General features: G+C 65.1%; 17 protein-coding genes and 1 tRNA gene. 7 read left to right on the top strand and 11 right to left on the bottom strand.

Annotation, left to right across the window (positions count from 1 at the left end):
• Positions 1-61 precede the first annotated feature (61 nt).
• Both CHB96_RS05255 and CHB96_RS05260 read right to left on the bottom strand, forming a co-directional pair.
• Positions 62-712, bottom strand: coding sequence for a 50S ribosomal protein L25/general stress protein Ctc (locus CHB96_RS05255; protein ID WP_089243937.1), 651 nt, complete (start codon positions 710-712; stop codon positions 62-64).
• A 174-nt stretch (positions 713-886) separates the two neighbouring features.
• Positions 887-1,450: a TetR/AcrR family transcriptional regulator gene (locus CHB96_RS05260; RefSeq protein ID WP_089243710.1), complete on the bottom strand. Its 564-nt coding sequence runs from the start codon at positions 1,448-1,450 to the stop codon at positions 887-889.
• Positions 1,451-1,508: 58 nt separating this feature from the next.
• Here CHB96_RS05260 and CHB96_RS05265 point away from each other — a divergent pair, with 58 nt between their 5' ends.
• Positions 1,509-2,414 (top strand): DMT family transporter, encoded by a 906-nt coding sequence (locus CHB96_RS05265; protein ID WP_089243939.1) that lies wholly within the window; start codon positions 1,509-1,511, stop codon positions 2,412-2,414.
• Here CHB96_RS05265 and CHB96_RS05270 read toward each other — a convergent pair.
• On the bottom strand, positions 2,375-3,544 hold the full coding sequence (locus CHB96_RS05270; RefSeq protein WP_089243712.1) for an aminotransferase class V-fold PLP-dependent enzyme: 1,170 nt from the start codon (positions 3,542-3,544) through the stop codon (positions 2,375-2,377). The genes CHB96_RS05265 and CHB96_RS05270 overlap by 40 nt on opposite strands.
• A gap of 159 nt (positions 3,545-3,703) precedes the next feature.
• Between CHB96_RS05270 and egtA the strand changes: the two genes are divergently transcribed.
• The 4 genes from egtA to egtD are packed head-to-tail and all read left to right on the top strand — an operon-like array spanning position 3,704 to position 7,948.
• Entirely contained in the window at positions 3,704-4,936 is a 1,233-nt protein-coding gene (gene egtA, locus CHB96_RS05275; RefSeq protein WP_089243714.1) for an ergothioneine biosynthesis glutamate--cysteine ligase EgtA, read from the top strand.
• Positions 4,870-6,240 carry an ergothioneine biosynthesis protein EgtB gene (gene egtB, locus CHB96_RS05280; RefSeq protein WP_089243716.1) on the top strand — a complete coding sequence of 457 codons (1,371 nt, stop codon included), beginning with the start codon at positions 4,870-4,872 and terminating at the stop codon, positions 6,238-6,240. The genes egtA and egtB overlap by 67 nt, the downstream gene beginning before the upstream one ends.
• Positions 6,233-6,967 carry an ergothioneine biosynthesis protein EgtC gene (gene egtC / locus CHB96_RS05285; RefSeq protein WP_089243718.1) on the top strand — a complete coding sequence of 245 codons (735 nt, stop codon included), beginning with the start codon at positions 6,233-6,235 and terminating at the stop codon, positions 6,965-6,967. Before egtB ends, egtC begins: the two co-directional genes overlap by 8 nt.
• A gap of 9 nt (positions 6,968-6,976) precedes the next feature.
• A complete protein-coding gene (gene egtD, locus CHB96_RS05290) occupies positions 6,977-7,948 on the top strand; it encodes an L-histidine N(alpha)-methyltransferase (RefSeq protein ID WP_089243720.1) in 972 nt (323 codons plus the stop codon).
• Between the two features lie 12 nt (positions 7,949-7,960).
• Here the strand turns inward: egtD and CHB96_RS05295 are convergent, their stop codons facing one another.
• The 8 genes from CHB96_RS05295 to CHB96_RS05330 all read right to left on the bottom strand — a co-directional run bounded on the left by CHB96_RS05295 (position 7,961) and on the right by CHB96_RS05330 (position 15,530).
• A complete protein-coding gene (locus CHB96_RS05295; protein ID WP_245865242.1) occupies positions 7,961-9,334 on the bottom strand; it encodes an ABC transporter permease in 1,374 nt (457 codons plus the stop codon).
• A gap of 5 nt (positions 9,335-9,339) precedes the next feature.
• The gene (locus CHB96_RS05300; protein WP_089243724.1) at positions 9,340-10,092 is read right to left on the bottom strand and encodes an ABC transporter ATP-binding protein; all 753 of its coding nucleotides are present in this window, start codon (positions 10,090-10,092) and stop codon (positions 9,340-9,342) included.
• A 90-nt stretch (positions 10,093-10,182) separates the two neighbouring features.
• The gene (locus CHB96_RS05305) at positions 10,183-10,836 is read right to left on the bottom strand and encodes a response regulator (RefSeq protein WP_089243726.1); all 654 of its coding nucleotides are present in this window, start codon (positions 10,834-10,836) and stop codon (positions 10,183-10,185) included.
• Positions 10,833-12,041, bottom strand: coding sequence for a sensor histidine kinase (locus tag CHB96_RS05310; RefSeq protein ID WP_089243727.1), 1,209 nt, complete (start codon positions 12,039-12,041; stop codon positions 10,833-10,835). The genes CHB96_RS05305 and CHB96_RS05310 overlap by 4 nt, the downstream gene beginning before the upstream one ends.
• A gap of 74 nt (positions 12,042-12,115) precedes the next feature.
• A complete protein-coding gene (locus CHB96_RS05315) occupies positions 12,116-12,760 on the bottom strand; it encodes a hypothetical protein (RefSeq protein WP_245865245.1) in 645 nt (214 codons plus the stop codon).
• Between the two features lie 194 nt (positions 12,761-12,954).
• Positions 12,955-13,938, bottom strand: a complete 984-nt coding sequence (locus CHB96_RS05320; RefSeq protein ID WP_089243728.1) for a ribose-phosphate diphosphokinase — start codon at positions 13,936-13,938, stop codon at positions 12,955-12,957.
• Positions 13,938-15,410 (bottom strand): bifunctional UDP-N-acetylglucosamine diphosphorylase/glucosamine-1-phosphate N-acetyltransferase GlmU, encoded by a 1,473-nt coding sequence (glmU, locus tag CHB96_RS05325; RefSeq protein ID WP_176444143.1) that lies wholly within the window; start codon positions 15,408-15,410, stop codon positions 13,938-13,940. The genes CHB96_RS05320 and glmU overlap by 1 nt, the downstream gene beginning before the upstream one ends.
• A 49-nt stretch (positions 15,411-15,459) precedes the next feature.
• Positions 15,460-15,530: transfer RNA gene (locus CHB96_RS05330), tRNA-Gln, on the bottom strand.
• 204 nt (positions 15,531-15,734) lie between these two features.
• Here CHB96_RS05330 and CHB96_RS05335 point away from each other — a divergent pair.
• A complete protein-coding gene (locus CHB96_RS05335; RefSeq protein ID WP_089243730.1) occupies positions 15,735-16,361 on the top strand; it encodes a TetR/AcrR family transcriptional regulator in 627 nt (208 codons plus the stop codon).
• Between the two features lie 190 nt (positions 16,362-16,551).
• Positions 16,552-17,190: a ScbR family autoregulator-binding transcription factor gene (locus CHB96_RS05340; protein WP_089243732.1), complete on the top strand. Its 639-nt coding sequence runs from the start codon at positions 16,552-16,554 to the stop codon at positions 17,188-17,190.
• Positions 17,191-17,245 lie beyond the last annotated feature (55 nt).

Raw genomic sequence — 17,245 nt, forward strand, 5'->3', positions numbered from 1 at the left:
TCGAGAAACGACGACGCGCCGCTCCCGGTGTGGGAACGGCGCGTCGGAAGAGAAGGAGAAATCAGCTCTCGGAGTCGTCCGAAGCAGCCTCTTCCTGAGTCTCGGCCTCGCCGACCTCGGAGATGTCCTCGGTGCCTTCGCCCTCTGCCTCGAGGTCTTCCTCGGACGGAGCCTCGACGACGTTGACGAGCAGGAGTTCGGCGTCGGACACCAGGGTGACGCCGGACGGCAGGGTCAGGCCACCGGCGGTGATCTGGGTGCCGGCCTCGGCGCCTTCGACGGAGACGGTGATCGACTCGGGGATGGACAGCGCGTCGGCGTCGATCTCGACGACGGTCGAGTCGGTGGTGACGAGCGTTCCGGCAGCAGCGTCACCTTCGACGACGACGTTGACCTCGACGGACACGCGCTCGCCCTTCTTCAGGACGAGGAGATCGGCGTGCTCGATGCTGCGCTTGATCGGGTGCACGACGACGGACTTGGTCAGCGCGATCTGCTCCGAGCCGTCGATGTCGAGGGTCAGAACGGCGTTGGTGCCGTGGTTACGCAGAACAGCAGCGAATGCGCGGGTGTCCAGCGCGAGGTGCTGCGGGTCGGTGCCGTGTCCGTACAGAACTGCGGGGACCTGGCCGTCACGACGGGTGCGACGTGCAGCGCCCTTGCCGAATTCGGTGCGGACGATCGCCTTGAGGTTGTTTGCTTCGCTCGACATGAAGAATGGCTCCTGGATCACTGGGTGGACTTGGCTTCGTCGGGGCAGACACGAACGAGCAAGGCCAGGGGCCGAGCCGCGTCGATCACGGTAGTTCCTGTGGGGATCTACCCTCGCCGAGACAACCCGGAGTACTTTACACGACTCTCCTCGTGAGCAGAAATGTGTACTGGGCTATACATTGCCACTCACGAGGCGCGACGCGACATCACGAGCCACCTCGATGGCGTCGTCGCGCTGTCCGGCAGTGGACATGACGACGGCACCCTCGTGGAGCAGGGACAAACGGAGGCCCAGGTCGTCGGGCGACGCCATACCGGCCTCCGTCGCGAGACGCACGAACAGCGCGCGGGTCCAGTCCTTCTCGGACCTGATCACCTCGAGTGAGGGGTGGTCGGTGCCGCCGTACTCCGCGAACGCGTTGACGAATCCACAGCCGCGGTGGTTGTCCCGCATCCACGCCTCGAGCGCGTCGTAGACCCCGAGGACGCGTGTGGGACCGGGCTCGTACGCGTCCAGGAAGTCGAGGACGAACGCACACCACGTCTCGTATCGGCGTTCCAGGTACCGCATGACCAGACCGTCCTTCGAGCCGAAGCGGTCGTAGAGCGTCTTCTTCGTCGTGCCGGCCTCGTCGGCGATGAGGTCGACGCCGACGGCTCGGATGCCGCGTTCGTAGAACAGTGCGCTCGCGACGGTCAGAATGCGTTCGCCCGCAGGCGTGAGCGCCTTCGTCATGTGTCTCCTCTCACAGGTCCACTGCAAGTATACAGACCTGTATGGTTACCTCACAGGTATGACGCGAACCGACGCCATCGCCGCCACTGCACTGGTAGTCCTCTGGAGTTCCGGATTCATCGGGGCCGAACTGGGCACCGCCCACGCGTCGGCGCACACGTTGCTCGGCTGGCGGTACGTATGCGCCGTCGTCGTACTCGGGTTGTGGTGTTGGTTCCGCGGCCTGCGCCCGACGTGGACAGCCGTGCGCAGACACACCGTCCTCGGTTTCTTCAGCCAGTTCCTCTATCTCGCGTGCATCTTCGCGGGCGTGGGTGCCGGAGTGCCGGCCGGGACGTCCGCGCTGGTCGCCGCGATGCAACCGCTCGTCGTCGCAGCGCTGTCGACGCGTGTGCTCGGGCAATCGTTCGAGCGCAGGCGCGCGATCGGGTTGGCCGTCGGTTTCGGCGGCGTGATCATCGTCGTCGCCGGTGATCTGGGCGGCGGCACTGCGTCGTGGCCCGCATATCTACTGCCGTTGGCAGGGATGCTGTCGCTGTCGTTCGGCACGGTTCTCGAACGGAGAATGCAGACGAGCGAGCCGATTCCGCTCGCGATGTGCATCCAAGGTGCAGTTGCCGCGACGTTGTTCATGGCGTGGAACGTCGTCACCGGCGAGGTGACGCCGCCGTCGACCACGGGGTTCTGGACGGCCGTCGTATGGCTCGTTGTGCTGTCGACGTTCGGTGCGTACGGCACGTACATGTTCGTGGTCCGGCGCAGCGGCGCCACCAGGGCCAGTGCGTTGCTCTATCTGACACCCGGAACCACGATGGTGTGGGCCTACATCATGTTCGACGACCGAATCACGTGGCCGGCGGTGTTGGGCACGGTAGTGGCCGGCCTCGCCGTATGTGAATGGAAATACATAGCCGGTCTGTTCGCTCACAAGTCGCGGAGTGCCTTCACCATCTCGTCGAGCTGATCGAACGTGACGAAGTAGTGCGGCGACGCCCGGACGACGGCGTCGAGCCCGCGCTGTGTCATGTCGACGAGCGTCGAGCGCCGGTGGCTGACGGTCACCGTCACGTTCTTCTCCGCCAACGCGTCGCGGACGTCGGTCGGTGCCTTGCCGTCGACGGTGAACGAGACGATGCCGCTCTTGCGTTCACCGAGGTCGTGCACGGTCACGCCGTCGACGCTCCGCAACGCCGCGCGCAGGTAGTCGGCACGCTCGCAGATCGCCTCGGCCGCGTTGTCGATCCCGATGTCGAGCAGATAGTCGACGGCTGTGCCCAGCGCCAGCCGGGCTGCGACGTCGCACTCCCAGAACTCGAATCGTGTGACGTCGGGCGCGAGGCGGTACTCGTTCTCGCTCGTCCATTGGGCGCTGTGCAGATCGAGCGCGGGCGGTTCGAGCGAACTGGCCAGTTCGGGCCGCAGATACAGAAAGCCGGTGCCGCGGGGACCTCGTAGCCACTTTCGGCCTGTCGCGCTGAGGGCGTCGACTCCGAGTTCTTCGACGTCGACGCGGATCTGCCCGATCGACTGGCACGCGTCGAGCAGCACGAGCGCGCCGTGGCGGTGAGCCAGTTCGGCTACCTCACGCGCCGGATTGACGAGTCCGCCGTTGGTCGGGGCATGCACGAGCGAGACGATTCGGACCGAGTCGTCGAGCATCTTCTCGAATGCGTCGAGATCGATCTGCCCACTCGGATCACTCGGCACGAACTCGACGACGGCGCCGACCGCCGCGGCCCGCTGCAACGCCGCGATCGCATTGCTCGCGTATTCGACCTCGCACAGTAGAACTCGGTCGCCCTTGTTCAGAGGAATCGAGTAGAAGAAATCGCTCCACGCGCGAGTTGCGCTGTCACTCAACGCGATGTCCGACGCCTGTGCCCCGATCAACGCCGCGATCGACGTCTTGACACGGGACAGATCGGACATTCGCTCGTTTGCTGCGCGGTAGCCACCGACGACCGCTTCCCGACGCAGATGCGCGACGGCCGTCTCAACGACGGGGTCCGGCGGCAACGAGGACCCGGCGCTGTCGAGGAACACGGCGGTCGCGGCGGCAGGGGTATCTCGACGAATTCTGTCCAGGTCGAACATGTCGGAGCCTTCCGGAGACGGACATTGTCGGTGCACTGTGGTGGACTCGTGGCTAGTGTCGAAGACAGGCTTTCACACGGGAAGCGGTTCGGGAGCGATCAACCCGGCGTTTCCGCGGAATCCGCCCGGGGTAGTGGGGACGAGAGCTAGGAGGCTCCCATGTCGTCCAACGAGAAGTCCCTCGAATTGTCCTCGCGCCCAGCGGCCGAGGCATATGTCGCAAGTGTCTGTTTCAAGCTGGGGCCACCGCAGCTCATCGGCGCCGAACTCGAATTTCTGACGCATACCGCCGACGGCGACAGGCCGTCGCTCGCGCATCTCGCGATCGCTCTGGGGGAGTACGCGCCGCGCAGCATTTCACCCGATTCACCCGCCTCGCCGTTGCCAGGGGGAAGCGCCGTCACAGTCGAACCCGGCGGCCAGATAGAACTTTCCAGCTCTCCGTACGCTTCGGTGCGCGAACTACAGGACGCACTCGATGCCGACGCACGATTCGTCGACGTACTGCTCGGAGCCCACAGCGTCACACTGTCGTCGGTGCCTGCGGATGCCGACCGTGCCGCACACCGCCTGCTGGTTCTGCCGCGGTATTGCGCGATGGAGAACCGATTCACGACCATCGGCCCGTACGGCAAGTTGATGATGTGCAACACCGCAGCCGCACAGATCAGCGTCGACGCCGGTGCCGATCGTGCCGACGTCACCAGCCGCTGGCGGATGCTGGAGACGATCGGTCCCGCTTTCGTCGCCGCCTTCGCGTGTTCCCCGAAGCTTCACGGCGCGCCGGACGACGGGTGGGCGTCGCAGCGCATGCGCACGTGGCTCGAGTTGGACGGCTCGCGCACCGACGTTCCCAGCACCGGTGATCCCATCTCCGACTACGCGAGATGGGCGCTCGACGTGCCGTTGCTGTGTATTCGCGGGGACACGGAGAATTGGGAAGCACCCGAGGGTATGTCGTTCGCGGAGTGGATCGCGGACGAGAGCCGAATCGGACGCCGCCCGACCGTCGCCGATCTCGAGTACCACCTCACGACGCTCTTTCCGCATGTCCGAGCATGTGGTCATCTCGAAGTCCGTTATCTCGACGCCCAGCCGGACAACCAGTGGGTCGTTCCCGCTGCCGCGTTCGACGCCCTGTTGTCCAATCCCGACGTCGTGGAGTCGGCGTATCGAAGCGCGCTCGATACGTCGGGGCGCTGGATCGATGCGGCCCGATACGGCCTGGCCGACGCCGAGTTTCGACGCGTCGCCGAGGATCTTCTGCGCCTCGCCGCGGAGAATTCGACCGATCACGCCGAGTCGTTGTTCCTCGCCGCCGAGCGATGTCGCCGCGGCGATATACCCACGTCATCGACCACCAGACCTTCGACCGACAGGGAGCCGGTGTGAGCGAAACAGAGCAATTGAGAGCCACCGTCGAGAAGGTCTTGTCGCGCAGTCGCGCGCGCAGCGAAGCGCTCACACAGTGCGTCGACGAGAACGATCTGATCGCACAACATTCGCCGCTGATGAGCCCGCTGGTATGGGATCTCGCGCATATCGGCAACCAGGAAGAGCTGTGGCTCGTTCGCGACGTCGGCGGCCGTGAGCCGGTCCGCCAGGACATAGACGAGCTGTACGACGCGTTCAAACACTCCCGGTCGAGCAGACCGGCCCTGCCGTTGTTGTCTCCCGACGAGGCCCGCGCGTACGTGTCGACGGTCCGCGACAAGGTGTGGGACGTACTCGACACGAGTCCGCTGGGTGGGCGCAGGCTCGAACGCGACGGATTCGCCTTCGGCATGATCGCCCAGCACGAACAGCAGCACGACGAGACCATGCTGGCGACGCACCAGTTGCGCGTCGGGCCCGCGGTGTTGACCGCGCCGTCGCCGCCGCCTGCACGAGTCCCCGCGTCGGGAGAGGTCGTCATCGCCGGAGGCGAGTTCTCGATGGGCACGTCCCTCGATCCGTGGGCGTTGGACAACGAGCGGCCCGCACACTCGACGTACGTGCCCACGTTCGCGATCGACGTCGCGCCGGTCACCAATGCCCAGTACACCGCGTTCATCGACGACGGCGGATACGAGCGCCCCGAGCTGTGGAGCGAACGCGGGTGGGCGCATCGGAGCGCCGAGGGGCTGAGTGCACCGCAGTTCTGGGAGCGCGACGCCGACGGCGGCTGGTGGCGTCGGGCATTCGGTGTGACGGCACCGGTGCGCCCGAATCAGCCTGTCGTGCATGTCTGTTTCTTCGAAGCAGAGGCATACGCGACGTGGGCGGGCAAACGGCTGCCCACCGAAGCGGAATGGGAAAAAGCGGCCCGATTCGACCCGTCGACCGCCTCGGTGTCCAAGTATCCGTGGGGCGATGCCGAGCCGACGGAGACCCATGCGAACCTCGGCCAACGCCACCTCGAACCGGCGGACGTCGGCGCCTACCCCGACGGCGCGTCGGCGCAGGGTGTTCAGCAGCTGATCGGCGACGTGTGGGAGTGGACGTCGTCGAACTTCGAGCCCTACCAGGGCTTCGAGGCGTTCCCGTACGCCGAGTACTCGGAGGTGTTCTGGAGTGGGGACTATCGTGTGCTGCGCGGTGGTTCGTTCGGCACCGACGAGGTCGCCTGTCGCAGCACGTTCCGCAACTGGGACCATCCGATACGCAGGCAGATATTCGCCGGAATCCGTTGTGCGCGAGACGTAGTCGATGTGTAGGCACCTCGGCTATCTGGGGCCTGCCCGCGGCGTCGCCGACGTCCTGACGGCAGGCGCCAACTCGTTGCGCGTCCAGTCGTGGGCGCCGAAGGACATGCGCGGCGGTGGCACCATCAACGCCGACGGTTTCGGTGCGGCGTGGTGGGGCCCGAGGGGCGTGGGTTCCTACCGCAACGCGATGCCCATCTGGTCGGATCCGGCAATCGACAACACCCTGGCCGACGTCGAATCGACCGCAGTGGTTGCCGCGGTGCGCTCCGCCACCGTCGGAATGCCCATCGAGCGGACCGCGTGCGCGCCGTTCACGGACGAGCAGTGGGCCTTCAGTCACAACGGGGTGGTGTTCGGCTTCCCGGACGTGTTGGTCGAACTCGCGTCGGACATCCCGACGCGCGACCTGCTCACACTCCCCGCACCCACCGATTCCGCGGTCCTGTGGGTCGTTCTGAAACGTCTTTTCCAGGACCACGAACCCGAAAAAGCGTTGCGACAGCTTGCGTCCCGAGTGCTGGCAGCGTCGCCGAACCCGCGATTGAACCTCCTGCTCGGCGACGGCCGGAACCTCTACGCCACCACCGTGTATCACTCGCTCGCCGTGCTCGACACCGGTGATTCGGTGACCATTGCATCCGAGCCCCTCGACGACGACCCCCGCTGGAATCCGATCGGCGATCACAAGTTCGTCTGCGCCAATCCCGGCAGCGTCGACATCACCGACCTCGACTGAAGGAGAACCATGTCCGACACCGCACTCGACGTGCACATCTCACCGGAGCGGTTGCTCGAGGATCTCCGCACCGATGTGAGACAGGGGCTGACGGCGTCGCCGAAGTGGTTGTCGCCCAAATGGTTCTACGACGCGGCGGGGAGCGATCTGTTCGAGCGGATCACCGAGCTGCCCGAGTACTACCCGACGCGCACCGAGCGGGCACTCATCGAAACGTATGCCTACGACATCGCCGAACGCACCGATGCGGCCATTCTCGTCGAGCTCGGGTCCGGGTCGTCGGAGAAGACACGTCTGTTGCTCGCCGCGGGCACCAAGCATGGGTCGCTGCGCAAGTACGTGCCGCAGGACGTCTCACCGTCGGCGTTGACCGGGGCGATCGCGCAGATCTCACAGGAGTTTCCCTCGCTCGAGGTGCAGGGAATCGTCAGCGATTTCACCGACACGCTGCAGAATTTGCCTGCCGACGGACGGCGCACCATCGCGTTCCTCGGCGGCACGCTCGGCAACCTCGTGCCGGAGGAGCGGCAGGTCTTCCTTGCGGACATCGCAGGCGCCCTGGTGGCCGACGAATTCCTCGTGCTCGGCGTCGGGCTCGTCATCGATCCGGATGTGCTGGTTCCGGCGTACGACGACTCGGCCGGTGTCACAGCGCAATTCAACGCGAATGTGTTGTCGGTGCTCAACACGCGCCTCGGAGCCGACTTCGATCCGCAGAAGTTCCAGCACGTGGCGCTGTGGAACGCCGAGGACGAATGGATCGAGATGCGCCTCCGCGCCGACGGGACGCAGCACGTACGCATCGAGGACCTCGACCTCGACGTGGTGTTCGAGGACGGCGAAGAACTGCGCACGGAGATCTCGGCGAAGTTCCGGCGCGACGGGATCGAACGTGAACTCGCCGACGCAGGGTTCGGTGTCGACGAATTCTGGACCGATTCGCAGGAGCGGTTCGCGCTCATCCTGGCCCGGCGGCGCTGACCCACTCCCGCCTCACGCATCGGCGAGGGCGACGACCGGCGAGATCGTGTTCGCTCGACGCGAAGGGGCCAGCGACGCGACCAACGCAAGTGCTGCTGCGCACAACACCGTGCCCACGATGACCGCCCACGGCAGCGTCGGCAGCGTGATTCCCGACTGTGCGATCGATCCCAGCAGCGACTGCGCCGCGGCCCACCCGTAGACGATGCCGAGCAGCAACCCGAAGCCCATCGACGCGACGACCATCTGCGCACTTTCGGACATGATCATCCCGCGAATCTGCTTGCGCGTGAACCCGAGTGCGCGCAACAATCCCAGCTCACGAGTCCGCTGAATGACGCTGAGCGACAGGTTGTTGACCATTCCGACCGCAGCGATGACGCCGGAGAATCCGATCAAGCCGGTCATGATGCCGACGGTCACCGTCAGGACCTGGTCGAGTGATTCCGCGCTGAACTCGTTCTCCAGCATCGCCCGGTAGCTGTACATCGCGACTGCGAACGTCACGACCAGCGTCACACCGATCAACAGCCCCAACGCTGTTCGCGTACTCCGCTCCGGGTATCGCGTGGCATTGGCTGCGGCGAGCCGTGCCGACGGCGAACCACCGAGCAGTCGCCCGACCAGCCGCAGCAGCCACGGCACAATTCGATGTGCACCCACCATGACCCCGGTGAACGACGCGGCCCCGCCGGCGAACGCGACGAGAACACCTGCAGGAGTGATGGTTCCGATGACGACACCGAGACCGAGCAGGATCACACCGCCCGCGATCAGGACGACGGCCAACGTCGTTCGCGCCCGTCGATGGGATGCAGCCACTCCAGGAGTCTCGACGACGGTGCCGGTCGCTTGGATAGGCGTCACCTCCAGGACGCGCCTCGCCCCGATGTACGACGCGGCCCACGTGGTCCCGACGACGATGACGACGGGCATCGCAACCAGGGGCTGAAGCGTCGTATAGGCGACGTCGGGTAGCTTGCCGGCCGATACGGCGAGTGCCCGGGCGAGATGACTCGACGCCACGCCGACCACAAGACCGACCGCCGCGCCGAACAATCCGACCGACAAGCCCTCTCGCGACGCGGACCGACGGAGCTCGCGCCCCGACGCACCGAGAAGTCGCAGCAGCGCAATGGTTTTCGTACGGCCCGCGACGATGGCCCCGAAGGTGTTGGCCGTGACCACCGCGGCGACGTACAACGCCAGCAGGATGAACACCATCGCGACGCAGTACAGCGCGATCGCGATCGAACCTTCCCCCTCGTCGCCGAAGATGTCGAGCAGGAACGCAGTTGCCTGGATCAGTACGACACCGAAGAACGACGCCAACGCAGTCACCAGAATGCTTGCACCGTGATCTCGTCGTCCGGACGAGTTCGTCATGGCCCTCATGCTGCCGCCTCCATCGCGAGCATGAAACTGGAGATCTGCTCTGGCGTCGACCGGCGACGCTCGTCCACGACATGCCCGTCGGCGAGAAAGACGATGCGGTCGGCGTACCCGGCGGCGACGGGGTCGTGCGTGACCATCACGATCGACTGGCCGTATTCGCGCACCGATGCGGCGAGCAGCGACAGCACCTCGCGTCCGGTTCGGGAGTCGAGGTTGCCGGTGGGCTCGTCGGCGAAGACCAAATGGGGACGGGAACCGAGAGCACGAGCGATCGCGACGCGTTGCTGTTGGCCACCGGACAGCTGATGCGGCCGGTGGTCCGTCCGTGCGCCGAGGCCGAGCGTCGTGATCAGATGCTCGACCCATGACGATTCCGCCGCGCTGGGCGCGCGACCGTCGAGTTCGAACGGCAACATGATATTTGCCCTGACGTCCAGTGTCGGAACGAGATTGAACGACTGGAAGATGAAGCCGATCTGCCTACGCCGTAATTCGGTCAAGGCGTCGTCGCCCAGATCGGTGATGTCGGTGTCGGCGAGAGTGACCTGTCCCGATGTGACCGAGTCGAGTCCGGCCATGACGTGCATCAGCGTGGACTTGCCGGAGCCCGACGGGCCCATGATCGCGGTGAACTCGCCGCGATGGATGTCGAGGGACACGCCGTCGAGAGCATGGACGGTGTTCGTCGTGTCTCCGTAGCTTTTGCGAACCTGGTGTACCCGAGCGACGGGTGGAAGCGTGTGTGTCATGCCTGAAACGCTAAGAGTACGCGGCCGCGAAAGAATCAGGCTGCAGTCCAGACCTCGTACATCTCGAGGATGACGTGCGGCTACGGCGCGTCACCGCACCAGGCCGTGCTCGAACGCGTACACCACCAGCTGAACTCGGTCGCGGACGTCGAGCTTGGTGAAGATCCGACTGATGTGAGTCTTCACCGTCGCCTCGCTGAGGTACTCACCCGCGGCGATTTCGGAGTTGCTCATCCCCTTCGCCGCCAGGCGGAAGATCTCCTGTTCACGGGATGTCAGTCGAGTGAACGGCTCCGGGATCACCGGCGCTGCAGGTCTTTCCGTGAAGTGCTCGAGCAAAGCAGTGGTCGCCGACGCGGCGATGACCGAATTGCCTGCATGAACGGTGCGAATCGCAGCGAGGAGAAACTCGGGGTCCGCGTCCTTCAGCACGAAACCGCTCGCACCCGCTTTGATGGCACGTGCCGCGCTCTCGTCGAGGTCGAATGTCGTCAGCACCACGATCTTCGGGGGAGTGGCGGAGCTTGCGACGATCTCCTCGGTCGCTGCGATCCCGTCGAGCACGGGCATACGAATGTCCATCAGCACGACGTCGGGCGACGCCGACGCGGCCAACTTCACGCCCTCGCGCCCGTTGCCCGCTTCACCGACGAACTCGAGGTCGGCTTGCGACGAGACGAGCATCCTGATGCCCGCACGAAAGAGTTGCTGGTCGTCGACGAGTGCGACGCGGATGGGTGTCATCGTTCGACCTCGGCGGGAGTGGGCTCTGCAGGACCGACCTGGATTTCCGCTGCGGGGAGTCGTGCCACGAGTGTCCATACTCCTTCGTCGAGACTTGCCGTGAGCGTGCCGCCCGACAATGCCGCGCGTTCACGCATTCCTATCAGCCCGTGCCCGCCGGTGCTCTCCGCGGCGCGCACGCGGTTGCGGACCGTCATCGTCGTGCCCGCGTCGTCGCACGTCAGGCTCATCGAGACGGCGTGCGACGAATCTCCGTGTCGGAGTGCGTTGGTCAATGCTTCCTGTGCGATTCGGTACAGCGTGAGTTGGCCACCCGCGCCGAGCGCGGAGGTGTCACCGGGGCCGTCGAAGTCGATGCGCAGCCCCGCGGTACGCATACGTTCGACGAGCGTGGACAGGTCCTGCGATTCGGTTGCGGGCGCGTCGTCCGTGTTGTGCCGGAGTTGGGCGAGCACTCCTCGGACGTCGCGCAGTGCGTCGCGGGCGGTGGTGGAGATGGTGGAGAGGGCAGTGTCGACGGATTCGGGATCCGAGACGCGTGCGTACCGCGCGCCGTCGGCCTGTGCGATCACGACCGCGAGGGAGTGAGCAACGATGTCGTGCATGTCGCGGGCAATGCGGTTGCGCTCGTGTTCTACGGCGACGTCCTGAAGCGCCTGAGCCTGCTCCATTTCGGCCAGCGCGCGTTGGTGTTTCTCTTCGATCGATGTTCGGTTCGCGAGCGCGATACGACCGAGCGACCACGACAGCCCGAGCACCGCCCACGATCCGACGAGCACGATCAGCAGCTGACGGGTGTACTCACCGACAGATCTGGTGCCCTCGTACAGAAAGCCTTGGTCGCCACCGACGAACGTGAGAAACAGAGCTGCAACGACACCGCCGAGCACGACCGAGGCGAGTCCGACTTTCCTCAGGCGGGGGGAACCGTACGCGGCGGTTGCGAACAACACGAACAGGATCGCGATGTTGCCTGCCTGCGTGCCGAGGCCGGCGGCCATCTGGCCGATCGCGCAGATCCAGGACAGTCCGAGCGCAAGGACGGGGGAGAGTCGGCGGAGGCCGAGTGCGACACCGTATCCGAGCAGAACGATGGTCGCGCCTACGCCGTTGTGTTCCACTGCGGCAGCGAAGAACAGAACGGTGAAGGCGAGGGCGAAACCGACGTCGACGACGATCTGAAAGCGCGTGAGCGACCTGAACACCCGGCCAGCCTACTGGCGTCCCCCGACAACGCCCACCGTCACGCAAATGCATATGCATTTGCGTGACGGTGGGATCAGTTGGTGCGGCGACGAGCCTTCTCGAGAGCGGCGAGGGTCGTCAGGACCGTCGTGCGCTGCTTGTCGAGATCCTTGAGCCGCGCGCGGGCGGGCAGGCTCTGCTGACCGTCGAGGGCTGTGATCTGCTCGTCGATTCCGGTGAGCTGCACGAGAAGCTTCTGGACGCGTGACTGCAGTTCGATCATGTCGATGCCGGTGACGCCTGCCTGAGACTTCTTCGGCGGCGCGGACTTGGCGGGAGCCGACGAGGACGTGCCTGCAGGCGCGACACGCGGCGCTGCGACGGCAGCAGCAGCCCTGGGGCGCAACGCCTTGCGGACTGCGGCCGGATCGGGGAGCTTCTCGAGGCGGATGCTGTTGAGCACGGCACGTGCGTCGCGAGCGGTGACGCGGTACTCACGCTCTTCGTCGTCGTCGGATGCAAGCGTGCCGCCCAGCGGGCGCAGACCGTACATTCCGATGAAGTGCTTGGCCTCGTCGATGATGGATTCTTTGTCGCGGCAGAGGCTGCAGCGAGGCTCGTTCCGATAGTCCTCGATCGAGTCGGTGCTTCCGCACCAGACGCACCCTCCCGGGGTCCAACGAGCGATTCGGACGGTAGAAGTTGCAGCCGGGCTGTCCAGGATTTGTGCGTCGATCACGACGAACCATATTAGGGCACAACGCAAGCCGCCCCGCACACCCCCTCCCGGTCGAACTGCGCTTTTCGATCACCGTAGTGATCAAGCTCATCCGACCAGGGGCAGAGTGGCGGGGCGGAAAGGAAAAATACCGCTCGGGCTGTTGGTGCTAGGCGGAGCCGCGGGAGTGGAGCCTGCGGAACGACCCAGTTGTTCTAAGCAGAACCATTGAACAGGCTTGTCACGGAACCGTTTTCGAAGACCTCGCGGATGGTGCGGGCGAGGAGCGGTGCGATGGACAGCTCGGTGAGCGTCTCGAAGCGCTTGTCGTCGGTGATCGGCAGGGTGTTGGTGACGACGACTTCCTTGGCTCCGCAGTTCGCGAGGCGCTCTGCTGCCGGGTCGGACAGCACACCGTGGGTTGCGGCGATGACGACGTCGCCGGCACCGGCTTCCTTGAGCACCTTGACGGCGCCTGCGATCGTGCCGCCGGTGTCGATCATGTCGTCGATCAGGATGCAGGTGCGGCCTTCGACGTCACCGACGACGCGGTTCGACTTGACCTGGTTGGGCACCAACGGATCACGCGTCTTGTGGATGAACGCGAGCGGAGCGCCGTCGAAGCTGTCCGCCCATTTCTCGGCGACGCGGACGCGGCCGGAGTCGGGGGAGACGACGGTGATGTGCTCGAGGCTGTACTTGCCGCGGATGTGCTCGGCGAGCTGGCTGTGTGCGTGCATGTGATCGACGGGGCCGTCGAAGAAGCCCTGGATCTGATCGGTGTGCAGGTCGACGGTGATGATGCGGTCGGCGCCTGCGGTCTTGAGCAGATCGGCCACGAGGCGAGCTGAGATGGGTTCGCGGCCACGGTGCTTCTTGTCCTGGCGGGCGTACGGGTAGAACGGCAGGATCGCGGTGATCCGCTTGGCCGATCCGCGCTTGAGCGCGTCGATCATGATCAGCTGTTCCATCAGCCACGTGTTGAGCGGGAACGGGTGGCTCTGCAGCACGAATGCGTCGGATCCACGAACCGATTCCTCGAAGCGAACGAAGATCTCGCCGTTGGCGAAGTCACGCGCAGTCTGAGGGGTGACTTCGATCCCCAGTTCTTTCGCCACTTGCTGCGCGAGTTCCGGATGGGCTCGACCCGAGAAGAGCATGAGGTTCTTCTGGTTGTCGATCCAGTTTGGGGTGGTCACTACTGTTCGCCGTCCTTCGGTTCTTGCGACTCGGCGGCCAGGGCTCGTGCGGCAGCGTCTGCTGCCGCCGTCCCCGGTCGCTTCTTCTCGACCCAGCCCTCTATGTTGCGCTGGGAACCAGCGGAAACGGCGAGCGTTCCCGGTGGTACATCGTTGCGGAGCACAGTTCCTGCTCCGGTGTAGGCGCCGTCACCCACCCGAACGGGTGCGACGAACATGTTGTCCGATCCCGTTCGTACGTGCGAGCCGACGACGGTCCGCGACTTGTTGACGCCGTCGTAGTTCACGAAGACGGACGACGCTCCGATGTTGGAGTGTTCGCCGATGGTCGCGTCGCCGACGTAGGTGAGGTGCGGAACCTTGGAATGGTTGCCGATGGTGGAGTTCTTCGTCTCGACGAACGTTCCCACCTTGGAGCAGGTTCCGATCTCGGAGCCCGGGCGAAGATATGCGAAGGGCCCGACGGTTGCGCCGGGCCCGATGTGTGCCAGTTCTGCCTGCGTGCGTACGACGGATGCACGGTCGCCGACGACGACGTCGCGCAGAGTCGTTTCGGGACCGACGACGGCATCCTCGCCGATGTGCGTGTTGCCGAGCAGTTGTACGCCGGGCTCGAGTCGCACGTCCGCACCGAGGGTGACGTCGATGTCGATCCACGTCGTCGACGGATCGACGACGGTCACGCCCGCGCGCATGTGCTTCTCGACGATGTGGCGGTTGAGGACGGCGGTCACGCGGGCGAGCTGGACGCGATCGTTGACGCCCATGACCAGGTCGGGGTCGGCGAGCTGCGTGCCGTAGACGGACAGTCCGCTGCTCTTGCTGATCTTGACGACGTCGGTGAGGTACAGCTCGTGCTGCGCGTTCTGCGTGCTGATCTTGCCGAGCGCCGCGCGGAGTGCTGCTGCGTCGAACGCGTAGACGCCGGAGTTGACCTCGGTGATCGAGATCTGCTCGGGGGTGGCGTCGGAGTGCTCGACGATCTCGCCGACCTCCCCGTCGTCGGTGCGCACGATGCGTCCGTACCCGTTGGCGTCGGCCGGGACGAAGGTCAGAATCGTCGCGGCGGCCTTGGTCGGAGCGCTGAGATGTTCGTCGAGCAGAGCTTTGAGAGTGTGGCCGTCGAGCAGCGGGACGTCGGCAGCAGTGACGAGGATGGTGCCCTCGAAGTCGTCGGGCAGCGCTTTCAGGCCGCACTGCACAGCGTGGCCGGTGCCGAGTTGCCTGTCCTGGACGGTGGTGTGGATCGTGCGCGACAGTTCGACGCTCAGTTCGTCGACAGCTTCGGTGACGCGTTCGCGGTCATGGCCGACGACGGTGACGAGATGGTCGGGGCCGAGGTCGGCTGCCGCGTGCAGAGCGTGGGCGAGCATCGTACGACCGGCGAGTGCGTGAAGAACCTTCGGAGTCTTCGACCGCATTCGGGTCCCTGCACCCGCTGCGAGAACGACCACGGCGGTTTGCACTGGCAACTGAGCTCCTCGGCGAAAATCGCGCATAACTGATCCAAAGGCTTCTTCGCTCCGCCGCCAGGACTCGAACCTGAACTATCTGAACCAAAATCAGAGGTGCTGCCATTACACCACGGCGGATCATCGACCAGCGGTTTCTTGCGGCCATCGGAACCCGGTATCCCAGGTTACGTAGCCACGGCTCCACCGCCGAGCGCAACGAGTCTTGCATGAGAGGTGGTTGTCCGTCGAACCGCTCCTGCGAAAACGTGTCGGACGCACCATTAGGCTCGTGAGCGAGGCTCCGCGACGGTCGGGGGACGAGCCACAACCGTGGGAGGCGATATGTCCGAGCCCGAGCGTCCGCCGCGCGTACGGATGACCGGTACGCAGCGCCGGGAGCAGTTGATCGAGATCGGGCGGTCGCTGTTCGCAGAGCGCGGATACGAGGCGACGTCGGTTGAGGAGATCGCGGGACGAGCGCACGTCTCGAAGCCCGTCGTCTACGAACACTTCGGCGGCAAGGAAGGGCTGTACGCCGTCATCGTCGACCGCGAGATGTCGACGCTGTTGTGGATGATCACGTCGTCGCTCGAGCAGAACCGGTCACGGGTCCGCGTCGAGCGCGTCGCATTGGCCCTGCTCACGTACGTCGAGGACCGCACCGACGGTTTCCGCATCCTGGTGAGAGATTCACCCGTCGCCGCTGCGGACGGCAAGTACTCGTCGCTGCTCAACGATGCTGTCAGCAAGGTCGGGCACATACTTGCCGGCGACTTCACGCGTCGCGGATTCGATGCTGGTTTTGCACCGCTGTACGCGCAGGCGCTCGTCGGAATGGTGTCGATGACGGCCCAGTGGTGGCTCGACGTGCGGGAGCCGCCCAAGGAAGTGGTTGCCGCGCACGTCGTCAATCTGTGTTGGAACGGTCTCACCAATCTGGAGGCTGCACCGCAATTGGGCGGAGAATGAGCGGTCCATTTTCACTCTTGCGAGCAAAAGAGCGAGTACAGTCGCTTTCACAGCAGTGAGAGGCACGTCACACGTTCAGGCGTTTATTGTTCGGACCGGAAGCAAGTTGATCGAGGCCGTAAAGCCACTGGGTGGTACCGTTCGTTCGTAATTTGCGCAGTGGCGGCCCAGTATTGCGAAGGCGGATCCAATGGTCAGACAGGCCCGCGCCGAGATCACTCGCGACACCGTCTTGGCGGGCGCAGCGAACGTTTTTCTGCGTCTCGGCTACGCGAACGCGAGTCTCAGCGAAATCATTTCTCAGTCTCAGGTCACCAAGGGTGCTCTGTACTTCCACTTCGGGTCGAAGGAAGAGTTGGCCCGCGCGGTCATCGACGAGGGAAACACCCGTCTGACGACTGCGTGCAGGCAGTTCAACGACGGCCGCATTCCGGCTCTCGAGGCTGCCATCGGCATCTCCTACATCGTGGTCGACCTGTCGGTCAGTGATCCGATGGTGTCCGCCATGCTGCGGCTCAGCCATCAGATCGGCGACTACCGCGGCACCCAGGGCAACGTCATGGCCGGGTGGAGCGACGCGTTCGACGCGCTGGCGGCCAAGGCCATCAAGCAGGGCGACATCGACTCGACGGCCGACTCACGCACGATCGGGTCGCTCGTCCTCGAGATCCTGACGGGCGTGCACATGGTCGCGGTGGCCACCGCCAACACGGCCGAGCTGCCGTCGCGCATGGAGCGTCTCTGGTACTACCTGCTGCCGTCGCTCGTCACGCCGGGCAAGCTCGAGTACTTCCGCGAGTTCGCTGCCCGACGGGTCATCAGGCACTAGATCGGCTGCGTCGGGTCCAGCCGGATAGGATCGAGCGCGGTCGCCGGTTTCCCTA

It is taken from the genome of Rhodococcoides kyotonense (assembly GCF_900188125.1).
Taxonomy (GTDB): Bacteria; Actinomycetota; Actinomycetes; order Mycobacteriales; family Mycobacteriaceae; genus Rhodococcoides; species Rhodococcoides kyotonense.

What these genes read in the sequence shown, in the direction of transcription:
- CHB96_RS05255 (WP_089243937.1), bottom strand. Translation starts at nt 712, where the DNA reads ATGTCGAGCGAAGCAAACAACCTCAAGGCGATCGTCCGCACCGAATTC.
- CHB96_RS05260 (WP_089243710.1), bottom strand. Translation starts at nt 1,450, where the DNA reads ATGACGAAGGCGCTCACGCCTGCGGGCGAACGCATTCTGACCGTCGCG.
- CHB96_RS05265 (WP_089243939.1), top strand. Translation starts at nt 1,509, where the DNA reads ATGACGCGAACCGACGCCATCGCCGCCACTGCACTGGTAGTCCTCTGG.
- CHB96_RS05270 (WP_089243712.1), bottom strand. Translation starts at nt 3,544, where the DNA reads ATGTTCGACCTGGACAGAATTCGTCGAGATACCCCTGCCGCCGCGACC.
- egtA (WP_089243714.1), top strand. Translation starts at nt 3,704, where the DNA reads ATGTCGTCCAACGAGAAGTCCCTCGAATTGTCCTCGCGCCCAGCGGCC.
- egtB (WP_089243716.1), top strand. Translation starts at nt 4,870, where the DNA reads ATGTCGCCGCGGCGATATACCCACGTCATCGACCACCAGACCTTCGAC.
- egtC (WP_089243718.1), top strand. Translation starts at nt 6,233, where the DNA reads ATGTGTAGGCACCTCGGCTATCTGGGGCCTGCCCGCGGCGTCGCCGAC.
- egtD (WP_089243720.1), top strand. Translation starts at nt 6,977, where the DNA reads ATGTCCGACACCGCACTCGACGTGCACATCTCACCGGAGCGGTTGCTC.
- CHB96_RS05295 (WP_245865242.1), bottom strand. Translation starts at nt 9,334, where the DNA reads ATGACGAACTCGTCCGGACGACGAGATCACGGTGCAAGCATTCTGGTG.
- CHB96_RS05300 (WP_089243724.1), bottom strand. Translation starts at nt 10,092, where the DNA reads ATGACACACACGCTTCCACCCGTCGCTCGGGTACACCAGGTTCGCAAA.
- CHB96_RS05305 (WP_089243726.1), bottom strand. Translation starts at nt 10,836, where the DNA reads ATGACACCCATCCGCGTCGCACTCGTCGACGACCAGCAACTCTTTCGT.
- CHB96_RS05335 (WP_089243730.1), top strand. Translation starts at nt 15,735, where the DNA reads ATGTCCGAGCCCGAGCGTCCGCCGCGCGTACGGATGACCGGTACGCAG.
- CHB96_RS05340 (WP_089243732.1), top strand. Translation starts at nt 16,552, where the DNA reads ATGGTCAGACAGGCCCGCGCCGAGATCACTCGCGACACCGTCTTGGCG.